The organism is Marinobacterium weihaiense (assembly GCF_019061305.1).
GTDB classification, from domain to species: Bacteria; Pseudomonadota; Gammaproteobacteria; order Pseudomonadales; family Balneatricaceae; genus Marinobacterium; species Marinobacterium weihaiense.
On record NZ_JAHQZT010000006.1, the window covers coordinates 170,252 to 189,819 of the forward strand.

Sequence of the window (19,568 nt, forward strand, 5' to 3'; positions counted from 1 at the left end):
CAGGGATAGAATATGGCAACGGCAATCAAGAAAACCGTGAAGCTGACCACGTTCGAGTGGCAAGGCAAGGATAAAAGTGGCAACACCAGCAAAGGCAAGATTGATGCCGAAAATCTGGCGGCGGCCAAGGCTCTCTTGCGCAAGCAGGGCATCAAACCCGGCAAGGTAATCAAGGAACGAGGTTCTTTATTAAGCAGCAAAAACAAAGCCATCAAGCCTGTGGATATCGGTTACTTTATCCGTCAATTGGCTACAATGATGAAATCCGGTGTGCCGCTGTTGCAAGCGATGGAGATCGTTGCCAACGGCTCGGAAAAGGATAAACTCAAAAAGCTCGTTTATACTATCCGAGATGATGTTAATGGGGGCGCAGACTTATCGACAGCATTGGAACGCCACCCCGAACATTTCGATGATCTAGTATGCTCACTCGTACATGCTGGTGAACAATCCGGCGCGCTTGAAACGATTCTTGACCGTATTGCGACGTATAAGGAAAAAGTTGAATCTCTCAAGAAAAAAATCAAGAAGGCTCTGACTTACCCAATTGCCGTTATCATCGTAGGCATCATTGTATCGGCTATTCTTCTGGTAAAGGTCGTCCCCCAGTTTGAAACCGTCTTCCAGGGATTTGGAGCTGACTTGCCCGCCTTTACGAAGTGGGTCATTGAGTTATCAGAATGGATGCAGGAGTGGTGGTTTGTTGGACTTATAGGTATGGCAGCAATAGGATTCGGCTTCACCAAGGCCCGCGCCAAATCCAAGGGCTTTTCGGACTTCGTTGACCGAACCGTACTCAAGCTGCCCATTTTCGGCCCCATCCTCAACAAGGCGGCCATCGCCCGCTTTACGCGTACGCTGTCCACCACCTTTGCCGCCGGTGTACCCCTGGTTGAAGCACTGAACTCGGCAGCTGGCGCCTCAGGCAATATCGTCTACGAGAACGCCATCCTGCAGATCCGCAACGGCGTTTCGACCGGTCAGTCCTTGCAGAATGCTCTTAATATGACCGGCGTGTTCCCGGCCATGGCGGTACAGATGATTTCCATTGGTGAAGAAGCCGGTTCATTGGACATGATGCTGGACAAGGTGGCCAGCTTTTATGAAGAGGAAGTCGATAACGCGGTTGACAACCTGTCCAGCCTGATCGAGCCGATGATCATGGCCATTCTGGGTGTGCTGGTTGGTGGCCTCGTGATCGCCATGTACCTGCCGATCTTCCAGCTGGGTAACGTGGTTTAAGATGCTAGCGATGTTGCAAAACGAGCCGCTGCTCGCGGCCCTGAGTGTCGGTGCGCTGTCACTACTGATCGGCAGCTTCATGAATGTGGTGATCCTGCGCCTGCCGGTGATGATGCAGCGTGAATGGGACGCCATGCTCAAAATGGAAGCCGGTGAGCAGCCTGAGTCACGGGACAGGTTCAACCTGATGACGCCGCGCTCTCGCTGTGGCCAGTGCGGCCATCAGATTCGCTGGTACGAGAATATCCCGGTGCTCAGCTGGCTGGCCCTGCGGGGGCGTTGCAGTGGCTGCGGCACCGGTATCGGCATCCGTTACCCGCTGGTCGAGCTGCTGACCGGCGTGGCCTCCGCCTGGATCATCTGGGAAGTGGGCTTCAACCTGCAGGGCGGCGCACTGGTGCTGCTGACCTGGGCGTTGATCACGCTGACATTCATCGATATCGACCATCACCTGCTGCCCGATTCCATCACCCTGCCCCTGCTGTGGCTGGGGCTGCTGATCAATACCCAGGCGGTGTTTGTGCCGCTGGACAGCGCAGTGCTCGGTGCGGCAGCCGGTTATCTGTTGTTGTGGAGCGTATACTGGGGCTTCAAGCTGCTGACCGGCAAGGAAGGCATGGGCTATGGCGACTTCAAGCTGCTGGCGGCCATCGGCGCCTGGGGCGGTATCAAGATTCTGCCGCTAGTGGTGTTGCTGTCGTCGGTGGTCGGTGTGCTGCTGGCGGTGCTGCTGATTGCATTTCGTCGACACCAGGCGCAAAATCCCCTGCCGTTCGGCCCTTATCTGGCCATTGCCGGCTGGATTGCAATACTTTGGGGTGAACCGATCATTTCCGCCTATCTTGGGAGTTTCTGATGCTGGTAGCAGGCCTTACAGGCGGCATCGGCAGTGGCAAAAGCGCTGCCTCCGCGTGTTTTACCGCATTGGGTGTACCGGTCATTGATGCCGATCTGGTCGCCCGTCAGGTTGTAGAGCCGGGCAGCGATGCGCTGCAGAAGATCGCGGCCCATTTCGGTCAGGACGTTATTCGCGCCGACGGCCAGCTGGACCGCCCGGCGCTGCGCCGAATCGTGTTTGACAAAGAGCGCGAGCGCAACTGGCTGGAGGCCCTGCTGCATCCGCTGATTCGTGAATCGATTCTGGATACGCTGGAAGCACTCGACGCCGACGGCCACCCCTATGCCGTGCTGGCCTCGCCGCTGCTGCTGGAAACCGACCAGCATCTGCTGATCAACCAGGTCATCGTGGTCGACGTGCCCGAACAGGTGCAGGTTGAACGCACTATGGCGCGGGATGGCATTGAAGAGGCACAGGTACGCCAGATTCTGGCCGCCCAGCTGAGCCGTGAAGAGCGCCTGCAGCATGCCGACCAGGTACTGGACAACAGCGGCACCGAAGAGCAGCTGCAGGAGGCCGTCAAGGCCCTACACCCGGTACTCCTGGCCCTGGCTGAAGCGGAGAGTGGCGACCATGACTGACAAGACCGTAAAGTGCCCGCAATGTGGCGAACCGGCCCGCTATGCCGCCGATAACAAGTGGCGCCCCTTCTGCTCGGAACGCTGCCGTCTGATTGACCTGGGCGAGTGGGCCAGCGAGAGCTATCAGATCGCAGCCGAGCCCTCACTGGATGAATTCAGCTCGGGCATGACCGCTGAAGAAATGGCCTTTACCCCCACCCGCCACTGACCTTTCCCTGCCGACGCCACGGCGAGGCGCTTATGCCTCGCCGTTATAGTCGTCCAGCGCCGCCTGGCGTGCCTGCTTGTAATCGATGATCGGCGCCGGACGGCCATAGCGCTGCCCGGCACCGGGCTTGTGACGCGCCTTGGGCTCCAGCTGGCGCAGTTCGGGCAGCCACTCGGCCAGAAACTCGCCATTGGGATCAAAGCGCTCGCTTTGCAGCTGCGGATTGAAGATGCGGAAGTAAGGCGCAGCGTCGGCCCCGGTCGAGGCACTCCACTGCCAGCCCCCCAGATTGGACGCAAAATCGCCGTCAATCAGCTGCGACATGAAAAACGCCTCGCCCTTGCGCCAGTCCACCCGCAGCAGCTTGGTCAGGAAGGATGCTACGATCATGCGCAAGCGGTTGTGCATCCAGCCGGTGGCCAGCAGCTGCTTCATGGCCGCATCGACAATGGGAAAGCCGGTTTCGCCCTGCTTCCAGGCCTCGAACAGGCGCTCGTTGTCCTGCCAGGTGATACGCGCCTCGGTTTCGGGGCGGAACGGTGTCAGCCGGCTCAGCTCAGGAAACGCCACCAGCAGATGGCGATAGAATTCGCGCCAGACCAGTTCGTTGAGCCAGGTACTCTGTTGCCAACGATCATCCTCGTGCGCCGCCTTCAGCACCGCCAGACACTGACGCGCGGACAGTGCACCAATGGTCAGCGCCGGCGACAGGCCGGAGGTGGCATGACGGGACGGGAAGTCCCGCAGGCGCTGGTAGTCGGGCTCCTGCTCGCGCACAAACGCTTGCAGGCAGGCATGCAGTGCTTCATCCGAGACCGGGTAGGCCGCATCACGCGCAGCGCGCGCGCCCACACAGGAAACCGTACCCGAAAAGCCCACCTGCTCACCAGCCTCGGAAGCTGACTCGGACGGCTGCAGCGTTTCAGCGCAGGAAGCCGCTTCAGCCTTGATCGGCGATGGCAGCGGAGCGTGGTCGTCTTGCAGCAGGCGCTTGAGCCAGGCCTTGCTGAAGGGGGTAAAGACCTTGAAGGGCGTGCCCTGGCCCGTCAGGACCTGGCCGGGGGCGACGATCAGGTCGCCATGATATCCCAGGGCCGTCACCCCTTCGGCGTCCAGCGCTTCGCATACAGCACGATCACGGTGACGCTCGTTGAGCGGGTATTCGTAGTTGAAATGCAGCGCACTGGCGCCCTGCTCCTGCACCAACCGGGTGATGGCGGCAGGGCAATCGGCAAAGCGCTGCAGGTTCAGTCGGATCAGTTCGATGTCGGCCGCCTGCAGCCGTGCCTCCAGCCACTCCAGGCGACGCTGCCAAAGCGCCTGGCGTGCCGGGGACTCATGATGCTCGGCCCATTGCGCCGGGGTCAGGCATACCAGTGCCTTGACGGCTTCGCCGCTGGCACAGGCGGCGTGCAGCGCAGGGTTGTCGGCCAGACGCAGATCGTTACGAAACCAGACCAGTTGCATGTGGGCGGATTCCTTTTGGCTTGATGAACGGGATGGCGGATACGGGGTGAATGCTCAGGTCGCGCCGAGGGCTGCCCCGGCGCAACGCGGTCAGATGTAGTTTCTCAGCCCCAGCTCGTACGGGTGCGGATCCAGGTAGGTTTGCTCACGGATATAGTCATTGCCGTGACGCTTGACGTAGTGCTTGAGCAGCGTGAGCGGCACAACCAGGTGCACGTGCTCCTGGCGATACTGCTCAATGGCCGCTAGCAGCTCCTGCTTGCACTCGCTATCGATGTCGCGCTTGAGGTAGCCCATGATGTGCATCAGCACGTTGGTATGGCTCTTGCGCGTCGCCTTGTGGCGCATGTGCTCCATAAAACGGCTGAGGTAGTGCTTCAGCACCGCATCCAGCGGCTGGTCATGGGCCTCGGCCAGATAACGGCCCAACTCCCGGTAGCCCTCGTAGTGGTGTGCCATCAACAGGTACTTCTGCCGACTGTGGAACTGCAGCACGGCATGATAGGAAGGGTCCGGCTCGACACTGCGTTTCCAGTCGTCATAGGCGAACACGCGGGCAATGAAGTTTTCCCGCAGTACAGCATCGTTCATCCGCGCCTCTTCTTCCAGCGGCAACTCCGGGTAGCACTCGCGCAACGCACGCACGAATACGCCCTGATCGGCATGGTGCGGCACGCCATTGGGGTGATATACCTTGACCCGTTCCATGCCACAGCTGGGCGAACCTTTCATCAGGATGAAGCCGCGCAGGTGGCGGTGACGCTCGGCAAAATCTCGCCCCACACGCAGCAGGTCATCGGTCACATCCAGCTCAGGGTCGGTGGTACCGCGTGCCTGCGGATGCTCACCTTCCATCCCCACCAGGCGGATGGGGTCGCGCGGAATGCCCAGCCCGATCGCGACCTCGGGGCAGAAGGTTTCATACTCGAAGCAGTCATCGAGCACATTGAGACAGTAACGGGACTGTTTATGGCCGCCGTTGTAGCGGACTTTCTGCCCGGTCAGGCAGGCACTGATGCCGACCGGGATTTTCTGCTCCAGCAAGGGCTGATCAGACATGGTGTACTGTTCCGTCAGAGGCCGATGAAAGGCTGTACCAAACGCCCCATCAGGCCGGAGAATTTGAGCGGCGCATCCGTCGCAATCAGACAGATGCAATCTTCATCGGTGTCGACCAGCGGCTGGTGTTCAACATCGCCGTCCAGATCCGCCACGTCGCCCCGACAGAAGCGCCCCAATTCGTCATTATAGGAGCCTCTGAGGATCAATGTCAGCTCGTTGCCGCCATGGGTGTGGTGCGGCACCGATACCCCCGGCGAAATGCGCAGCAAGCGGGTGGCGCCAGGGCCACCCAACTCCAGATCCAGCTGACGCACGCCGTAACCGATACGCCGCCAAGGCAGCTGATCCAGCGGCTGCTCCAACAGGCCGGTCAGCGGAGCGGGCAAGTCATCATCCTGTTGACGTGTGCCTTGAGGCTCAGCAGCCGCGAACTCCTGTCCGGGCTCGTCCAGGCGCGACAGCACGGCATTGAGTGCATCCTCACTCAACGCTGAGGGCGCCAGATTGTCCAGCAGGACGCCTCCGATCGCGTTGGTGTGTTCGGTGCGCTGTCGGCAATGCGGACACCAGTGCAGATGGCAGGCGACCAGCAGGGCCATACCCTGGGGCAGGGTACCGGCCGAGTAGGCCATCAAGGTGGCATCGTCAAAGTGATGACTAATATTCACGCGTCTTCTCCCCAGTGCGCTTTGAGCTTACTGAATGCTAACCTGAGTCGGGACTTTACGCTGCCCAGCGGGATGCCGAGTTGTTCGGCAATCTCGGAATGACTCTTGCCTTCGTAATAGGATAAATGCAGGACCTGAGCCTGATTTTCAGGCAAGGTGGCGATAGCCGCCTTCATGCGGTCTTCAATTACTGAGTGCTCACCCATGTCGCGATGATCAGGGTCGGGTTCCTCTTCCGGCAACTCGTACATCGGCATTTTGTCACGCCGCATCCGGTCGATGCTCTGGTTTCGCGCCAGCGTAAAAATCCAAGTACTGGCACTGGCCTTGGTACGGTTGAACAGATGCGCCTTGCGCCATACCAACAACATGGCTTCCTGGGTCACCTCTTCCGCCGTTGCGTCGGGCATGCCCAGGCGTAAAATGTATGATTTAACGCGAGGCGCAAAGTAACCGAACAGCCGGGCAAACTCCGACTTGTCATGCGTCTCGGCAAGTCTGGTGAGACAGGCGCTCCATTCGTCACGCACCTGCTTTCTCCTTTCCTCAGATGTCATAGTGTGCGGGGTGACAGCGGCAGCGTTCACATCGCCTCCTTCGGCTTCGTATTCCTGCATTTTCTCTCCATACGCATCGGTGACTCGGGGGGATCATCAGAGGCACACCTTTTTATTGGTTTACTCCAATTGAATGCGTCTGTCGATGATCTGCATCGATAAAGGCCGGCGTAACAGGCAACAATCAGGCATTTTTAATAGGACGACCCACCATGAGCGTTAAAGTGATCAAGCCGCTGAAGATCGCCGTGATCGGCTCCGGTATTTCCGGGCTGGCAGCCGCCTGGCTGCTGAATAAGCAGCACCAGGTCACACTGTTCGAAAAGGACGATCGCCCCGGCGGCCACTCCAACACTGTCAATGTTTCCACTCCCGACGGCGACTTGGCTGTTGACACCGGGTTCATTGTCTACAATCCGGTCAACTACCCCAACCTGGTGGAATTCTTCCAGGCGCTGGGCGTCCCCAGCCAGAAAACCGACATGTCGTTTGCCGTGTCAATCAACAAGGGTGCGCTGGAATACAGCGGCTGCGGTCTGGGCGGCGTGTTTGCGCAAAAGCGCAACCTGTTGCGTCCCAATTACTGGAAAATGCTGTCCGATCTGCTGCGCTTCTACCGTGAAGCCCCCGAGCTGATCGACGCTCCCGAAGTGCAATCTCAAACCCTGGGCCAAATGCTGCACAGCCGTGGCTATGGCAAGACCTTCATTTATCAGCACCTGATCCCGATGGGCGCCGCCATCTGGTCGACCCCGGCCGATCAGATGCTGGATTATCCCGCCGTGACCTTCCTGCGCTTCTGCCAGAACCACGGTCTGGTTCAGCTCAAGGACCGCCCACAATGGCGTACCGTCACCGGCGGCAGCCGCGAGTACGTCAACCGCATCTGCCGTGAACTGGGCGATGGCGTCCGTCTCAACAGCCGCGTTCACAAGATTCATCGTCGCGCCGGCAAGGCCATAGTCGAGTTCTTGCACGGCGCCACCGAAACCTTTGACCATGTGGTACTGGCCTGTCATGCCGATCAGGCCCTGTCGCTGCTGGCCGAACCCTCTGCAGACGAGCAGCGCCTGCTCAGCGTATTCCCCTATCAGCGCAACCGTGCCCTGCTGCATACCGATGCCGCTCTGATGCCGCGCCGCAAGGCCGCTTGGGCGAGCTGGAACTACCTGACCGACAGTCAGGATACCAACAGTCAGCCGGATGCCATCTCCGTCACCTACTGGATGAATAATCTGCAGCATCTGCCGCCGGAGCATCCGGTATTCGTCACCCTGAACCCGGTACAGGAGCCGGCCGAGGGCAAGATTCTGCGCAGTTTCCTGTATGACCACCCCGTGTTCAGCCTTGAGTCGATCGAGGCTCAGCAGAAGATCTGGTCACTGCAGGGACGCCAGAACACCTGGTTCTGCGGTGCCTACTTCGGTTATGGCTTCCATGAAGACGGCCTGCAGGCCGGTTTGGCCGTTGCCGAACAGCTTGGCGGCCTCAAACGCCCCTGGACACTGGACACCCCCAACAGTCGCATCCATGTCCACAACAATGAGCGCCCCCGAGTGGTCTGGCTGCCGGGAGCCGTGGCGTGAGCCGCTCCTGCCTGTATGCCGGCCAGGTGATGCACCACCGGATGAAACCGGCGCGTCACCGCTTCATTTATCGGGTCACCTCGATGCTGGTTGACCTGGAAGAACTGCCGCAGCTGGAGCGCCGTCTGAAACTGTTTTCACGCAACCGCTTCAACCTGTTCGGTTTCTACGACCGCGACCATGGCGACGGCAGTGATCGCCCGCTGATCGACCAGGTCCGCGCCACCCTGTCGGAACAGGGCCTGGCGCTGGGCCAGGGCCGGGTGGAACTGCTCTGCTACCCGCGCTTGCTGGGGTATGTGTTCAACCCGCTAAGCGTATTCTATTGTTACGATGAACAGGATCGGCTGGCGGCGATCCTTTATGAAGTCAGCAATACCTTCAATCAAAAGCACAACTACCTGATCCCGATCGAGGCCGATACGGATAGCCAAATCCGGCAAAGCTGTGACAAGGGGTTTTATGTTTCCCCCTTCATCAGCATGGCCACGCGCTACCACTTTCGCATGCAACCGCCCGAGCAGCGCGTCGCGGTCTGCATTCGCCAGACCGATGCCGAGGGGCCGGTGCTGCACGCCACCTTTACTGGCATGCGCCAGCCGCTGACCGACCGTCAGTTGATCTCGACCTTTTTGCGTCATCCGCTGATGACCCTGAAGGTCATTGCCGGCATTCACTGGGAAGCACTGCGCATCTGGCGCAAGAAAGTGCCGTTGCAACCACGCCCGACACCACCCGCCGCCCGCACGACGCTTGTTACCAATCAAGGGGATGAACAGCATGAAACCGTCTGAATACCGTACGCTGGACCCGGCACAGGTTCTGCCCAAGACCGGTTGGCTCAATCGCTGGTGCGTGAAGACCCTGCTCAATCATCTGCCCGATCTCGATTACGGCACCCTGGATCTGCAACTGCCGTCGGGCCAGCTGCTGCAGTTCGGCAAGGCGCGCGAACACCAGCCCCGTGCCGAGATCCGCATTCACCATTACCGCGCCCTGCGTCGCCTGTTGCGCGGTGGCCCGGTGGGCTGGTCCGAGGCCTACATGGATGGTGACTGGGACAGCCCCGACCTGGTGTCATTATTTCGCTGGGCACTGGGCAATGAGGCCAGCATTCAACGCATGGCCCGTGGCAACTGGCTGCTGCGCTCGCTCAATCGCCTGCGCCACCTGCGCCGCGCCAACACCCGCAGCGGCTCACGCCGCAACATCGCCTACCATTATGATCTGGGCAACGATTTCTATTCGCTCTGGCTGGACCCCAGCATGACCTACTCGGCGGCCCTCTATGCCGATGGCGCCGACAACCACGGCCCCGACGCCCTGCACGCTGCCCAGTTGAACAAGTACCGCCGCATCTGCACCCTGCTGAACCTGCAACCGGGCCAGCGGGTGCTGGAGATCGGCTGCGGCTGGGGTGGCTTTGCCGAGCTGGCGGCGCGTGAATTCGGCGCCGACGTTCACGGCGTGACCCTTTCCGTGGAGCAGCTGCAATACGCCCGTGAACGGATCGAGCGGGCCGGTCTCAACGCGCACTGTCGCTTTACCCTGACCGACTACCGCGACCTGAGCGAACGCTACGACCATATCGTCTCCATCGAGATGTTTGAGGCGGTGGGCGAAGAACACTGGCCGACCTATTTCAGCCAGGTACACCAGTGCCTCAAGCCCGGCGGCAAGGCGGTCCTGCAGATCATCAGCATTGAAGAGGCGCGCTTCGAGCGCTACCGCAACAGTGCCGACTTCATTCAGACCTATATCTTCCCGGGAGGCATGCTGCCCAGCCCGGAGCGCCTGCGTCAGGCCATTGCCGAGGGTGATCTTCAGCTGGAGCAGGAACAGACCTTTGCCCTGGGCTATGCCGATACCCTGCGCGAGTGGCGTCACAGCTTCATCGAACAGTGGCCGCGCATTCAGGCCCTGGCGCAGGAAAAGCGCTTTGATGAGCGTTTCCGCCGCATGTGGCTGTATTACCTGGCCTATTGTGAAGCCGGCTTCCGTCACGGCAGCATCGATGTCGGCCTGTATCAGCTGAGCCGATGAGCCTGTCGCGGCCACAGCTGCTGGCCTACAGCCTGCCGGCGCTGCCGCTGGCCATTCCCACCGTGGGGCTTTATGTGCTCCTGCCCAGCTGGTATGTGGAACACTGGCAGCTGGCGCTGGGCCTGGTCGGCCTGCTGCTGATGCTGGCCCGTCTTAGCGACCTGCTGACCGACCCGCTGATCGGCTACTGGCTGGACAGTGGCCACCCGCAACGCTTTCATCACTTCATCATCTCCGGTGCCCTGCTCTGCATTCCCGGCCTTTGGCTGCTAATACGGCCCCCGACGGCGGCGCCCGCGCTCGCCCTGCTGGCAGGCTCGGTGCTGCTGTATCTGGGTTGGACACTGGTGCAGGTACCCTATCTGAGCTGGCTTACGGCCCTGAGCCGCAACAGCTACCAGCGTGCCCGTGCGGCCAGCTGGCGGGAAGGGCTCACCCTGATCGGTCTGCTGGTATCGGCCGCCCTGCCGGCACTTGGGCTGAGCCTTGGCGTCAGCACGGGCCAGGTGCTGACCTGGATCGCGCTTGCCACACTGCTGCCGGGAGCGCTGGCCCTGTTCTGGCTGTTGCGGTGCACGCCCCTGCCGACCTGCGCCCAACCTCCGTCGCAGCTACCACTCTGGCCAGCGTTGCGCGATACCCTGCTGCATAATCCTCCGGCCCGAACACTGCTTGGCAGCTGGCTGTTCAACGGCATCGCCAACGGTGTGCCCGCCGTGCTATTTCCGCTCTATATCAGCCGCACCCTGGGCGGCGGGGAAGCCGACCGGGGGCTGCTGATTCTGATCTACTTCGGCGCCGCCATCCTGTCACTGCCGCTGTGGCTGGCCCTGAGTCGTCGTCTGCACAAGGTTAGAATCTGGCAGGGTGCCATGCTGTTTGCGGTCATCGCCTTCGTGCCCGCCACCCTGCTGGGCGAGGGCGACCTGTTGCTGTTCATTCCCGTTTGCATTCTCACCGGACTCGCCCTGGGCGCTGACCTGGCGCTGCCCCACGCCCTGCAGGCCGAGGTGTGTGACTGGGACCGGATGCACTTCAACCGCGAGCGGCGTGGTCTGCTGTTTGCGTGCTGGAACGGGGCCAACAAGCTGGCCCTGGCGCTGGCGGCCATGATCGGACTGGGCCTGCTGCAGCTGGCGGAGCAGCTGGCCCCCGCCCAGGCACCCTGGCTGCTGGCGCTGATCTACGCCGGCGTGCCCTGCGTAATGAAAATCATCGCAGTGGCCTGGCTGAAGGACTTCCCACTGCAGCTGCCGTTGCGGCAGCAGCCTGGCACCTGACCTAAACCGATGGAGAGGCCCATGCGGATTAAACAGGTTTTGCTTGTTCTGTTGACTCTACTGGTAACCGGATGCTCACCAATGAAAACAGACCCGTTAAGCCAACAAGGCCCGACACTCAAGATCGAAGATTTTTTCCAGGGCAAGGTATATGCCTGGGGCATTTTCGAGGACCGTTTCGGTAACCTGCGACGCCAGTTCCAGGTTGAAATCGATGGCGACTGGAACGGCGAACGTCTGGTACTCGACGAGAAATTTCTGTACGGCGATGGCGAGCGCGACCGCCGCGTCTGGACCATCACGCCTACCGGCGATGGCCGTTATATCGGCCGCGCGGATGACATCATCGGCACGGCCGAGGGCATCAGCGAAGGCAACCGCTTGAACTGGCGTTACAAGATGGAACTCAAGGTCGGTGACGGCAGCTGGAAGGTCGCCTTCGACGACTGGATGTACCTGCAGCCGGGCAATGTGCTGGTCAATAAGGCGGAAGTGCGCAAATGGGGGGTTCAGCTGGGCGTGGTTACCCTGTTCTTCATGCACGCCGATCAGCTTAAAGAAGCGCCGTTCAGTTTGTAACGTACGTATACAAGTGTCTTTCGGAACGGTTCATTCGGCGGCGATACGCCGCCGAACTCGTTGCAAAAATCGTCCGATGAGCGGCAGTTTCAAGTACACCGGGGCGCTGTCCCAGTAGTCCAGATGTTCGGTAATCAACCCTTGTGCATTGACCTGTACCCGGCTGCACCCTTCTACCGCGAGCGTGCCGATCACCGGCAGCTCGGCCCTGAAGTGCCAGCGCAGCCAACCGGTTGCGCTGGCGGCATGCCAACAGATATCGTCGACATGGAAGTCCGGTCGACCGGCACGGGCAAACATGTCCATCAGCAGATGACGCATGGCCTCACGCCCGTGGAGGTCATTGAACGGATCACGAAAGTGGACATCGTCACTGACCAGTCGACACAGCTCATCCACGCGCTCCGGCGTCAATGCCGCAAAGCACTCGGCGTAGGCGGTCAGCGCCTGCTCGGCGCTCAAAATCCTGTACTCCGCTTCACCAGCCGGAAGTACAGGCCGTAAGGCAGCTGACGCAGCAATGCCAGGCTGCGTGCAAAACGCCCGGGGAAACGGATCTCGAAGCGGCGGCTGTGCAGGCCGGCGACCAGTTGACGCGCGGCCTCATGCGGGGAGATCAGCTGCGGCATTTCAAACGGGTTCTGATCCGTCAGCGGCGTCTTCACAAACCCGGGGTTGATTACCTGCAGGCGTACGCCCGATCCCTGCAGCTCGACCTGCAATGCTTCGCAGGCATTTACCAGCGCCGCCTTGCTGGCACCGTAGGCCGCCGCCGTCGGCAAGCCACGGTAACTGGCCAGAGAGGCGGTACAGGCAATCTGACCACTGCCCCGCCGACGCATGCGCGGCAGGATCGCTTCCAGCCCGGCCATCACCGCAAAGTAGTTGATGTCCATCAGCTCACGGCAGGTCGCGACATTCAGCTCGTTCAACGGCATCGGCTGATGATTGCCGGCATTCAGAATAACCAGATCCGGCAGTTTCCATTCCGCTTCGATCTGCGCCAGCGCCGTTTCATAACGGCCAGGCTCGGTCACATCCATCACCAGCGGCAGAATACGCCCGTAGAGGTCACGCTGCCGGGCCTCCTGCCGCAGTTCCTGCAAGGGCTCCAGCCTGCGCCCGCTGACGATCACGTCGGATCCTTCTTCCGCCAGGCGCAGCGCCGTGGCACGTCCTATACCGGTGCCGGCACCGGTAATCCAGACCAGTGGCCAGCGGGGCAATGCGGTATTCATCCATCTTTCTCCTGTATCACGTTGGCGGCCTCCACTGCGGACACACCCGAAAACGATTGCATGCTGTCTGACGCCAACGGCTCATCACAGTGGCCCGAAAGACATCAATCACTCTTGAGCTCTGCGGTCAAACGCCGAAATTCGTTGAGCATCCGTTCATTTTTGAAGACCCGCACATCCGGCATCTGCAGGGCGACCAGTTGGTCAAAGGTCCGGCCGCCTTGACGGATCATGGATACCACGTTGGAACTCAAGGCAACAGTATCATAGGTGTTTTCGGCAACGGCCTGCTGGCGACGGTTCACCTCAAGCGCCTTGCCCACCTGATGCAGCTGCTGTTGCAAGATCTGCATGTACAGGCCAACGACCTGGCGGGTCAACTGGTTCGCCTCGATGTTTGCCTGAAGGGTCGCGCGATTGTCACCGCCACGCATCAAGTTGCGTGACGCCTGGATGTTGGCGTCGGCCGCTTCCCTGAAGCTTTCAAGCTTTGGCAGATACTCGTTCTTCACATCGTGGATAAACTGCTCCTGCATCAACCCCACCATGCGGTGCAGCACGACCACCATGCCGTAGTACTGCTTGCTGTACGCAAGGTCTTCACCCGATGCAGCAACCATCTCAACCAGCTGACCGGTCACCTCCCGAATACTGTTGAACACGACCGTCATCTGAACCATGTCATCGCCCACAACGGAGGCAAGCAGACTTTGCAGTTGCGCTTCACTGAGTGAAAGGCCCAACTCATCCAGCGCAATGCGCAGTGCCTCAACAACCTCTGTCTGGCTGGACTGATACGCCTTGAGATTGGTGTCAGCGGATATGATCAGCCGATCATAGTCACCCCGAGTGCTGGCCACCATACGCTTGAGCGTATCACCGGGAATCAGTTTGGATTTTAGACTTTCGTCCTCGGCCGGTGCGAGCACCCGCTCGGCACGCAGCATACTGAGTGTACGCTGCTGTTCGGCGATCTTGACTTCAAGCGCTCGGTATTGGCTGCGCAGCTCGTTGATCCGTGAAGATTCGAACAGGGCCATCGCCTCGTCCAGCATCTCATCCAGATCGCTGCGGGCGCTGCTCTGGTCACGCCCGAACAGCCTGGACGGCTGCAGCGTTTTGATCTCATCGTGCAAGGTAACGGCTTCTTGCAGCGACTCAAGTACATCACGGGTATCGTAGTCGAGCAGTTCCTTGCGCTCGGCTTGCGTGGCCCCTGCCCCGCCTGACAACAGGGCAAGGAACACCGCCGCGGCGGTAAACAGCTTTCTGGATCGCATATAGGGTAATTTCCGTTTTCAACTCATGCCGGCACGCGTCGCGGCTGGCCGCGACCAGCCCCCACAGGCGGCTGCTACAGGTGCTCAAGGGCGTCAGCCATTGTGCCGATGTTCGGTGTCGGGCCGCAGCCGCACCCGAATGCGACTGCCATCACGGGCACTGAACTCCATGCCCAGCCAGCGCCCCTGCTCATCATACCAGCTCAGGGTATTGTTGAGCTCACCGCCCAGACGGTAGCGTGTCGCCATGACAGATTCACCGCCGATCTGCAGCGCTTCCCGGGCCTGGAGTTCTACATTCAGCGAGCTGACCTCACCGGTTAAGGTATTCAACAATTCAGACTGGCGCACCAGATGCGGGTGCCAGTGGTTCGAGGTGAGCAGGCGGTCGCCCAGTCGCACCGGCGACCGACCCGGCTCCAGCCGGTAAAGGCCATCTTCACGGCGCTGAAAACGGTAGTCGCGGGCCTCGCCATCATCGTTAATGCGCACATCAAGACGGCTCAGACGGTCAGCCCCCTGCCAGACCTCATTGGCCCGGTAGCGGTAATCGTATCGAAACAGGCCCAGCACTCTGATTTGCAGCGCCATCTCGACCGCCACTTCCAGCGTCTGTGCATCCGAACGGCTGAAATCCAGCCGGTAATGACCGATGGGCTTGCCCTTGCGCTCCACGGAGTAGGTGGCAGAGTCGCCATAGAGCTGCAACGGGTCGACCGCAAGCGCCGGCAGCGCCAGCATCCACAGTCCCAGAAACCATAATCCCAATACGAAAACGGACGTGCGCATAAAAAAATCCCCCCGCAGCTGATACGGGCCATCAATGGCCACGGTTCAGCTGCGAGGGGATGTCAGTGTCGTGCTTACACCTTGAAGCGTGACACCAGGGTATTGAGGTGCTGCTCCAGGTCGCTCATCTGCGAGGCTGTACCGGCCAGTTCTTCGGCATTCTGCGTGGCCTTGTCGGCAATATCGGCAATCTGCTGCACGCTTTGGCTGATCTCGTCCGCTACCGCCGTCTGCTGTTCGGCCGCACTGGCGATCTGGGTATTCATCTCGGTAATGGTGCTGACCGAATGCGTAATCTGCTGCAGCGAGCTGCGCGCATCATCGGCACGCGCAATGGTCTCTTGACTCTGGGCCTGAGAACTCTGCATCTCGGTCACCGCACGACGCGCACCACTCTGCAGCCCTTCGATCATGCGCTGGATCTCATCCGTGCTCTGCTGAGTACGTGTCGCAAGCGTGCGCACTTCGTCAGCCACCACAGAAAAACCCCGCCCCTGTTCACCCGCCCGCGCGGCTTCGATGGCCGCATTGAGCGCTAGCAGGTTGGTCTGTTCGGCAATTTCACGAATCACGCTGATCACGGTACCGATCTGGTCGGCATCGGAATCCAGGCTAGCGATCACTTCGGCCGATCGGTTGACATCGTCCGCCAGGCGATTGATGGATTCAATGGTCTGCTCCACCACGTTCTGGCCGTTTACCGATTCGCTGTCAGCATCACGGGCCGACTCCGCCGCCTGGGCCGCACTGCCGGCCACCTGCTGGACCGCCGCCGCCATTTCATGAATGGCGGCCGCCGCCTGCGAGGTTTCACCTTTCTGGGTATGCGCATCTTCGTGCGCACGGGTGACCACCTGCTTCATGGAATCCGTCGAATGGCTCAGCGACTGCACGGCGGTCTGCACTTCGGTCACCAACTGCTGGATCTTCTCCACGAACTCGTTGAAGCGGCTGGCAACTTCTCCGACTTCGTCGCGGGTTTCCACCGGCAGGCGACGCGTCAGATCACCCTCGCCCTGAGCAATGTCCTTGAGTACATCCGCCGTTTGCTGCAGCGGGCGGATCATGCGGCGCGACACCACCAGGTTGATGGCGCCCACGCCGCCCAGCAGCACCAGCGCCGCCACGGCGATCAGCACCAGGGTCGACTGAATCGACTGACGCACCTGCTGTTCCAGGCTGGCAATGGCCGCATCGATATCATCAATGTAGAAGCCGGTGCCGATCACCAAGTCCGTGCCGGGAATCTTTTCGGCATAACTCAGTTTGGGGGCATTGCGACCGGTCTGGGGTTTTTCCCAGACATACTCCAGATAGCCGCCTCCCTGCTGGCCCAGTCGGATGATTTCCTGCACGATGGCAACGCCATTGCTGTCACGCACGTCGTACATGTTGCTGCCGACACTGCCGTCCTCGGCACGCATGACAACATTGTTCCCCCGAGGATCATAGCCGAAGATATAGCCATCCTCGCCGAACTGCATGGCATCCAGAATCCGGGCCATCTCCAGTGACCGCTCATCGGCACTCAGGTCCGTACGGGCCTGGATGGGTTTGATGGCCGAAGCCGCCTGTTCCACATAATTTTTCAGCTCGGATTTCTTGCTCGACATCATGGAGGCATGGATCCGCTCCACCTCCTCATCGCCCATCTCCTGCATCTCGAAACGTACGATCAACATTACGGCGACCACCACCACGATCAGTGGCAGCAGCGACAACAACAGCAGCTTGCTTTTCAGCTTGAGTCCGGACATGGGAGGCACGCCTTTGTTCTATTATTTATGGGTGTTGCACTCGACATATTAATGCAAGTGAGCGTCGCTTTTTAACCACTTGATGTCCTAAATATGCATTTATTTGAGGCGCATCACCTTCAGTCGACGAGCATTACTGACCACCGTGACCGACGACAGTGCCATGGCCGCACCGGCAATGGCCGGATTGAGCAGCAACCCGCTCCAGGGGTAGAGCACACCGGCCGCCACCGGGATTGCCAGGCTGTTGTAGATAAAGGCCCCGAACAGGTTCTGTTTGATGTTGCGCACAGTGGCACGGGACACCGCGATCGCATCCACCAGCGACATCAGACTGGCCCGCATCAGGGTCACGTCCGCCGAACTGATCGCCACATCGGTGCCCGAGCCCATGGCGTAACCGATATCCGCCTGCGCCAGCGCCGGGGCATCGTTAATGCCGTCGCCGACCATGGCCACGATCTTGCCCTCGGCCTGCAACGCCTTGATGGCAGCCTGCTTCTGGTCAGGCTTGACGTCGGCGATAACGCGATCAATGCCGGCCTCTTCCGCTATTGCCTCGGCGGTACGGACGTTGTCGCCCGACAGCATGATCACCTCCAACCCCTGCCTGTGCAGATGTGTAACGGCATCGGCACTGTCGCTGCGCAAGGGGTCGGCCACCGCCAGCAACAGCACCAGCTCACCCTCGGCCGCCATCCAGATCAATGACCGGCCTGCTCGGCTGAAGTCATCGGCCTGCTGCTCGAATGACCGGGTTTCAACACCGTTTGACTGCAGCCAGTCACGGTTGCCCAACAGTAGGGTCTGGCCTTCGACCCGCGCTTCAATGCCGCTGCCGGCCGTGGCATCGAAGGATTCGCTGGCAGCCGGGCTCAACTGCTGCTCCCGCGCATGGTTGACCACCGCCTGTGCCAGCGGGTGCTCGGAGTTTTGCTCCGCACCGGCGGCCAGACGCAGCCAGTGATCGACATCTCCCTCGGCATGCACATCGACCACCGCCGGCTTGCCTTCGGTCAGGGTACCGGTTTTGTCGACCACCACGGTGGTAATGTCGCGGGCCCGCTGCAGCGCATCACCGTTGCGGATCAGCACGCCCTGCTCGGCGGCACGGCCAACTCCCACCATGACCGACATAGGCGTCGCCAGCCCCAGGGCACAGGGGCAGGCCACGATCAGCACGGTCAGCGCCGCCACCGTGGCATACGGCCAGGCAGGAGCCGGCGCCAGCCACAACCAGAGTCCGACCGTGATCAGCGCAATCAGTATCACCACCGGCACGAATACCGCGGCAATCCGGTCGGCCAGACGCCCCAGCGCCGGCTTGGCGTTCTGGGCCTCACGCACCGTGGCCACGATCTGCGCCAGGACGGTTTTCTGCCCCACCGCCGAGACTTCCATCAATAGACTACCCTGGCCGTTGACGGTGCCACCCGTGACCGTATCGCCCTGAGAACGTTTCACCGGCAGAGGCTCACCGGTCAGCATCGACTCATCCAGATGGCTGCTGCCCTCAATGACTACGCCGTCCACCGGCACCCGCTCACCGGGGCGAATGCGTACCTGGTCGCCCGGCAGCAGCATGGCTACGGGGACTTCACGGCTTTCACCGTCACGCACCCGCAGCGCAGAGCGCGGTTGCAGATCCAGCAGCTTGCGCAGGGCGTCATTGGTATTGCCACGGGCGCGACTCTCCAGTGCCTGCCCCAGCAAAATGAAGCCGAGAATCATCACCGCCGCTTCGTAGTACAGATGCATGGCAGCCTCGGGTAGCACGCCCGGAACCACGGCGGTCGCCACCAGCAGCCCGGTCGAGTAAACCCAGGCCGTTCCGGTCCCCAGGGCGATCAGGGTGTCCATGTTGAGGTCACCATGGAACAGGCCCTGCCAGGCGGCCTTGTAGATGTGCCCGGCGCTGTACGCCATGATGGCAAGCGTGACCAGGCCCAGCACCACGCCCTGCAGCATGCCGCTGCCGGTGTGCAGATCAGGCATCCACCCCGCCAGCATGGCGATCATCAGCACCGCACCGACCCCCAGTGCCACCAGGCTTTTGCGCAGGGTACTGTTAAACGCCTGGCGCTCTTGCTCGGCACGCCGGGCGTAGTCATCCTCGTCCTGCATCAGCGACGCCCCATAACCGGCCGCTTCGACGGCCTTCACAACGACGTTCGGATCATCATCGGTCTGGACCGACGCGGTACGGTCGGCAAAGTTGATGGCAAAATCGTCGATGCTCTCGACCTGACGGAGGGATTTTTCCACACTGCGCACGCAACCGGCACAGCGCACGTTATGCAAGGCAAACTGGTAAATGGCCATCACACACCTCT

At 60.7% G+C, this 19,568-nt stretch carries 19 protein-coding genes; 9 read left to right on the plus strand and 10 right to left on the minus strand.

Annotated features, from left to right (window positions below):
• Positions 1-12 precede the first annotated feature (12 nt).
• The 4 genes from KTN04_RS06595 to KTN04_RS06610 are packed head-to-tail and all read left to right on the plus strand — an operon-like array spanning position 13 to position 2,929.
• On the plus strand, positions 13-1,242 hold the full coding sequence (locus KTN04_RS06595) for a type II secretion system F family protein (RefSeq protein WP_217334423.1): 1,230 nt from the start codon (positions 13-15) through the stop codon (positions 1,240-1,242).
• A 10-nt stretch (positions 1,243-1,252) separates the two neighbouring features.
• The gene (locus KTN04_RS06600; protein WP_328515967.1) at positions 1,253-2,098 is read left to right on the plus strand and encodes a prepilin peptidase; all 846 of its coding nucleotides are present in this window, start codon (positions 1,253-1,255) and stop codon (positions 2,096-2,098) included.
• Entirely contained in the window at positions 2,098-2,721 is a 624-nt protein-coding gene (gene coaE / locus KTN04_RS06605) for a dephospho-CoA kinase (RefSeq protein ID WP_217334425.1), read from the plus strand. The genes KTN04_RS06600 and coaE overlap by 1 nt, the downstream gene beginning before the upstream one ends.
• Positions 2,714-2,929 carry a DNA gyrase inhibitor YacG gene (locus KTN04_RS06610; protein ID WP_217334426.1) on the plus strand — a complete coding sequence of 72 codons (216 nt, stop codon included), beginning with the start codon at positions 2,714-2,716 and terminating at the stop codon, positions 2,927-2,929. The genes coaE and KTN04_RS06610 overlap by 8 nt, the downstream gene beginning before the upstream one ends.
• A 30-nt stretch (positions 2,930-2,959) precedes the next feature.
• On the opposite strand, the gene phrB is transcribed toward KTN04_RS06610, so the two are convergent.
• From phrB to KTN04_RS06630, 4 genes are all read right to left on the minus strand, one after another.
• Entirely contained in the window at positions 2,960-4,396 is a 1,437-nt protein-coding gene (phrB, locus tag KTN04_RS06615; RefSeq protein WP_217334427.1) for a deoxyribodipyrimidine photo-lyase, read from the minus strand.
• A gap of 90 nt (positions 4,397-4,486) precedes the next feature.
• Positions 4,487-5,455, minus strand: a complete 969-nt coding sequence (locus KTN04_RS06620; RefSeq protein ID WP_217334428.1) for a YbgA family protein — start codon at positions 5,453-5,455, stop codon at positions 4,487-4,489.
• 14 nt (positions 5,456-5,469) lie between these two features.
• Positions 5,470-6,126, minus strand: coding sequence for a ChrR family anti-sigma-E factor (locus KTN04_RS06625; RefSeq protein WP_217334429.1), 657 nt, complete (start codon positions 6,124-6,126; stop codon positions 5,470-5,472).
• Positions 6,123-6,743, minus strand: a complete 621-nt coding sequence (locus KTN04_RS06630) for a sigma-70 family RNA polymerase sigma factor (RefSeq protein WP_217334430.1) — start codon at positions 6,741-6,743, stop codon at positions 6,123-6,125. The genes KTN04_RS06625 and KTN04_RS06630 overlap by 4 nt, the downstream gene beginning before the upstream one ends.
• Positions 6,744-6,895: 152 nt before the next feature.
• Here KTN04_RS06630 and KTN04_RS06635 point away from each other — a divergent pair, with 152 nt between their 5' ends.
• Genes KTN04_RS06635 through KTN04_RS06655 form a run of 5 tightly spaced genes read left to right on the plus strand, consistent with a single transcriptional unit; the run spans position 6,896 to position 12,171 of the window.
• Positions 6,896-8,269, plus strand: coding sequence for an NAD(P)/FAD-dependent oxidoreductase (locus tag KTN04_RS06635; RefSeq protein WP_217334431.1), 1,374 nt, complete (start codon positions 6,896-6,898; stop codon positions 8,267-8,269).
• Entirely contained in the window at positions 8,266-9,063 is a 798-nt protein-coding gene (locus KTN04_RS06640; RefSeq protein ID WP_217334432.1) for a DUF1365 domain-containing protein, read from the plus strand. The genes KTN04_RS06635 and KTN04_RS06640 overlap by 4 nt, the downstream gene beginning before the upstream one ends.
• Positions 9,050-10,312 carry an SAM-dependent methyltransferase gene (locus KTN04_RS06645; protein WP_217334433.1) on the plus strand — a complete coding sequence of 421 codons (1,263 nt, stop codon included), beginning with the start codon at positions 9,050-9,052 and terminating at the stop codon, positions 10,310-10,312. Before KTN04_RS06640 ends, KTN04_RS06645 begins: the two co-directional genes overlap by 14 nt.
• Positions 10,309-11,592, plus strand: coding sequence for an MFS transporter (locus KTN04_RS06650; protein WP_217334434.1), 1,284 nt, complete (start codon positions 10,309-10,311; stop codon positions 11,590-11,592). The genes KTN04_RS06645 and KTN04_RS06650 overlap by 4 nt, the downstream gene beginning before the upstream one ends.
• A 21-nt stretch (positions 11,593-11,613) precedes the next feature.
• Complete coding sequence (locus tag KTN04_RS06655; RefSeq protein ID WP_217334435.1) at positions 11,614-12,171, plus strand: DUF3833 domain-containing protein; 558 nt, start codon at positions 11,614-11,616, stop codon at positions 12,169-12,171.
• 30 nt (positions 12,172-12,201) lie between these two features.
• Here KTN04_RS06655 and KTN04_RS06660 read toward each other — a convergent pair whose 3' ends face one another.
• From KTN04_RS06660 to KTN04_RS06685, 6 genes are all read right to left on the minus strand, one after another.
• Complete coding sequence (locus KTN04_RS06660) at positions 12,202-12,633, minus strand: nuclear transport factor 2 family protein (RefSeq protein ID WP_217334436.1); 432 nt, start codon at positions 12,631-12,633, stop codon at positions 12,202-12,204.
• A complete protein-coding gene (locus tag KTN04_RS06665; protein WP_217334437.1) occupies positions 12,630-13,409 on the minus strand; it encodes an SDR family NAD(P)-dependent oxidoreductase in 780 nt (259 codons plus the stop codon). The genes KTN04_RS06660 and KTN04_RS06665 overlap by 4 nt, the downstream gene beginning before the upstream one ends.
• 104 nt (positions 13,410-13,513) lie before the next feature.
• Entirely contained in the window at positions 13,514-14,689 is a 1,176-nt protein-coding gene (locus KTN04_RS06670; protein ID WP_217334438.1) for a hypothetical protein, read from the minus strand.
• A gap of 93 nt (positions 14,690-14,782) precedes the next feature.
• The gene (locus KTN04_RS06675; RefSeq protein WP_217334439.1) at positions 14,783-15,478 is read right to left on the minus strand and encodes a DUF6134 family protein; all 696 of its coding nucleotides are present in this window, start codon (positions 15,476-15,478) and stop codon (positions 14,783-14,785) included.
• A 74-nt stretch (positions 15,479-15,552) separates the two neighbouring features.
• Positions 15,553-17,235 (minus strand): methyl-accepting chemotaxis protein, encoded by a 1,683-nt coding sequence (locus tag KTN04_RS06680; RefSeq protein ID WP_217334440.1) that lies wholly within the window; start codon positions 17,233-17,235, stop codon positions 15,553-15,555.
• 99 nt (positions 17,236-17,334) lie between these two features.
• Positions 17,335-19,557: a heavy metal translocating P-type ATPase gene (locus KTN04_RS06685; protein ID WP_217334441.1), complete on the minus strand. Its 2,223-nt coding sequence runs from the start codon at positions 19,555-19,557 to the stop codon at positions 17,335-17,337.
• Positions 19,558-19,568: the final 11 nt, after the last annotated feature.

Coding starts and splice junctions, on each gene's coding strand:
- KTN04_RS06595 (WP_217334423.1), top strand. CDS start 13: ATGGCAACGGCAATCAAGAAAACCGTGAAGCTGACCACGTTCGAGTGG.
- KTN04_RS06600 (WP_328515967.1), top strand. CDS start 1,253: ATGTTGCAAAACGAGCCGCTGCTCGCGGCCCTGAGTGTCGGTGCGCTG.
- coaE (WP_217334425.1), top strand. CDS start 2,098: ATGCTGGTAGCAGGCCTTACAGGCGGCATCGGCAGTGGCAAAAGCGCT.
- KTN04_RS06610 (WP_217334426.1), top strand. CDS start 2,714: ATGACTGACAAGACCGTAAAGTGCCCGCAATGTGGCGAACCGGCCCGC.
- phrB (WP_217334427.1), bottom strand. CDS start 4,396: ATGCAACTGGTCTGGTTTCGTAACGATCTGCGTCTGGCCGACAACCCT.
- KTN04_RS06620 (WP_217334428.1), bottom strand. CDS start 5,455: ATGTCTGATCAGCCCTTGCTGGAGCAGAAAATCCCGGTCGGCATCAGT.
- KTN04_RS06630 (WP_217334430.1), bottom strand. CDS start 6,743: ATGCAGGAATACGAAGCCGAAGGAGGCGATGTGAACGCTGCCGCTGTC.
- KTN04_RS06635 (WP_217334431.1), top strand. CDS start 6,896: ATGAGCGTTAAAGTGATCAAGCCGCTGAAGATCGCCGTGATCGGCTCC.
- KTN04_RS06645 (WP_217334433.1), top strand. CDS start 9,050: ATGAAACCGTCTGAATACCGTACGCTGGACCCGGCACAGGTTCTGCCC.
- KTN04_RS06650 (WP_217334434.1), top strand. CDS start 10,309: ATGAGCCTGTCGCGGCCACAGCTGCTGGCCTACAGCCTGCCGGCGCTG.
- KTN04_RS06655 (WP_217334435.1), top strand. CDS start 11,614: ATGCGGATTAAACAGGTTTTGCTTGTTCTGTTGACTCTACTGGTAACC.
- KTN04_RS06665 (WP_217334437.1), bottom strand. CDS start 13,409: ATGAATACCGCATTGCCCCGCTGGCCACTGGTCTGGATTACCGGTGCC.
- KTN04_RS06670 (WP_217334438.1), bottom strand. CDS start 14,689: ATGCGATCCAGAAAGCTGTTTACCGCCGCGGCGGTGTTCCTTGCCCTG.
- KTN04_RS06675 (WP_217334439.1), bottom strand. CDS start 15,478: ATGCGCACGTCCGTTTTCGTATTGGGATTATGGTTTCTGGGACTGTGG.
- KTN04_RS06680 (WP_217334440.1), bottom strand. CDS start 17,235: ATGTCCGGACTCAAGCTGAAAAGCAAGCTGCTGTTGTTGTCGCTGCTG.
- KTN04_RS06685 (WP_217334441.1), bottom strand. CDS start 19,557: ATGGCCATTTACCAGTTTGCCTTGCATAACGTGCGCTGTGCCGGTTGC.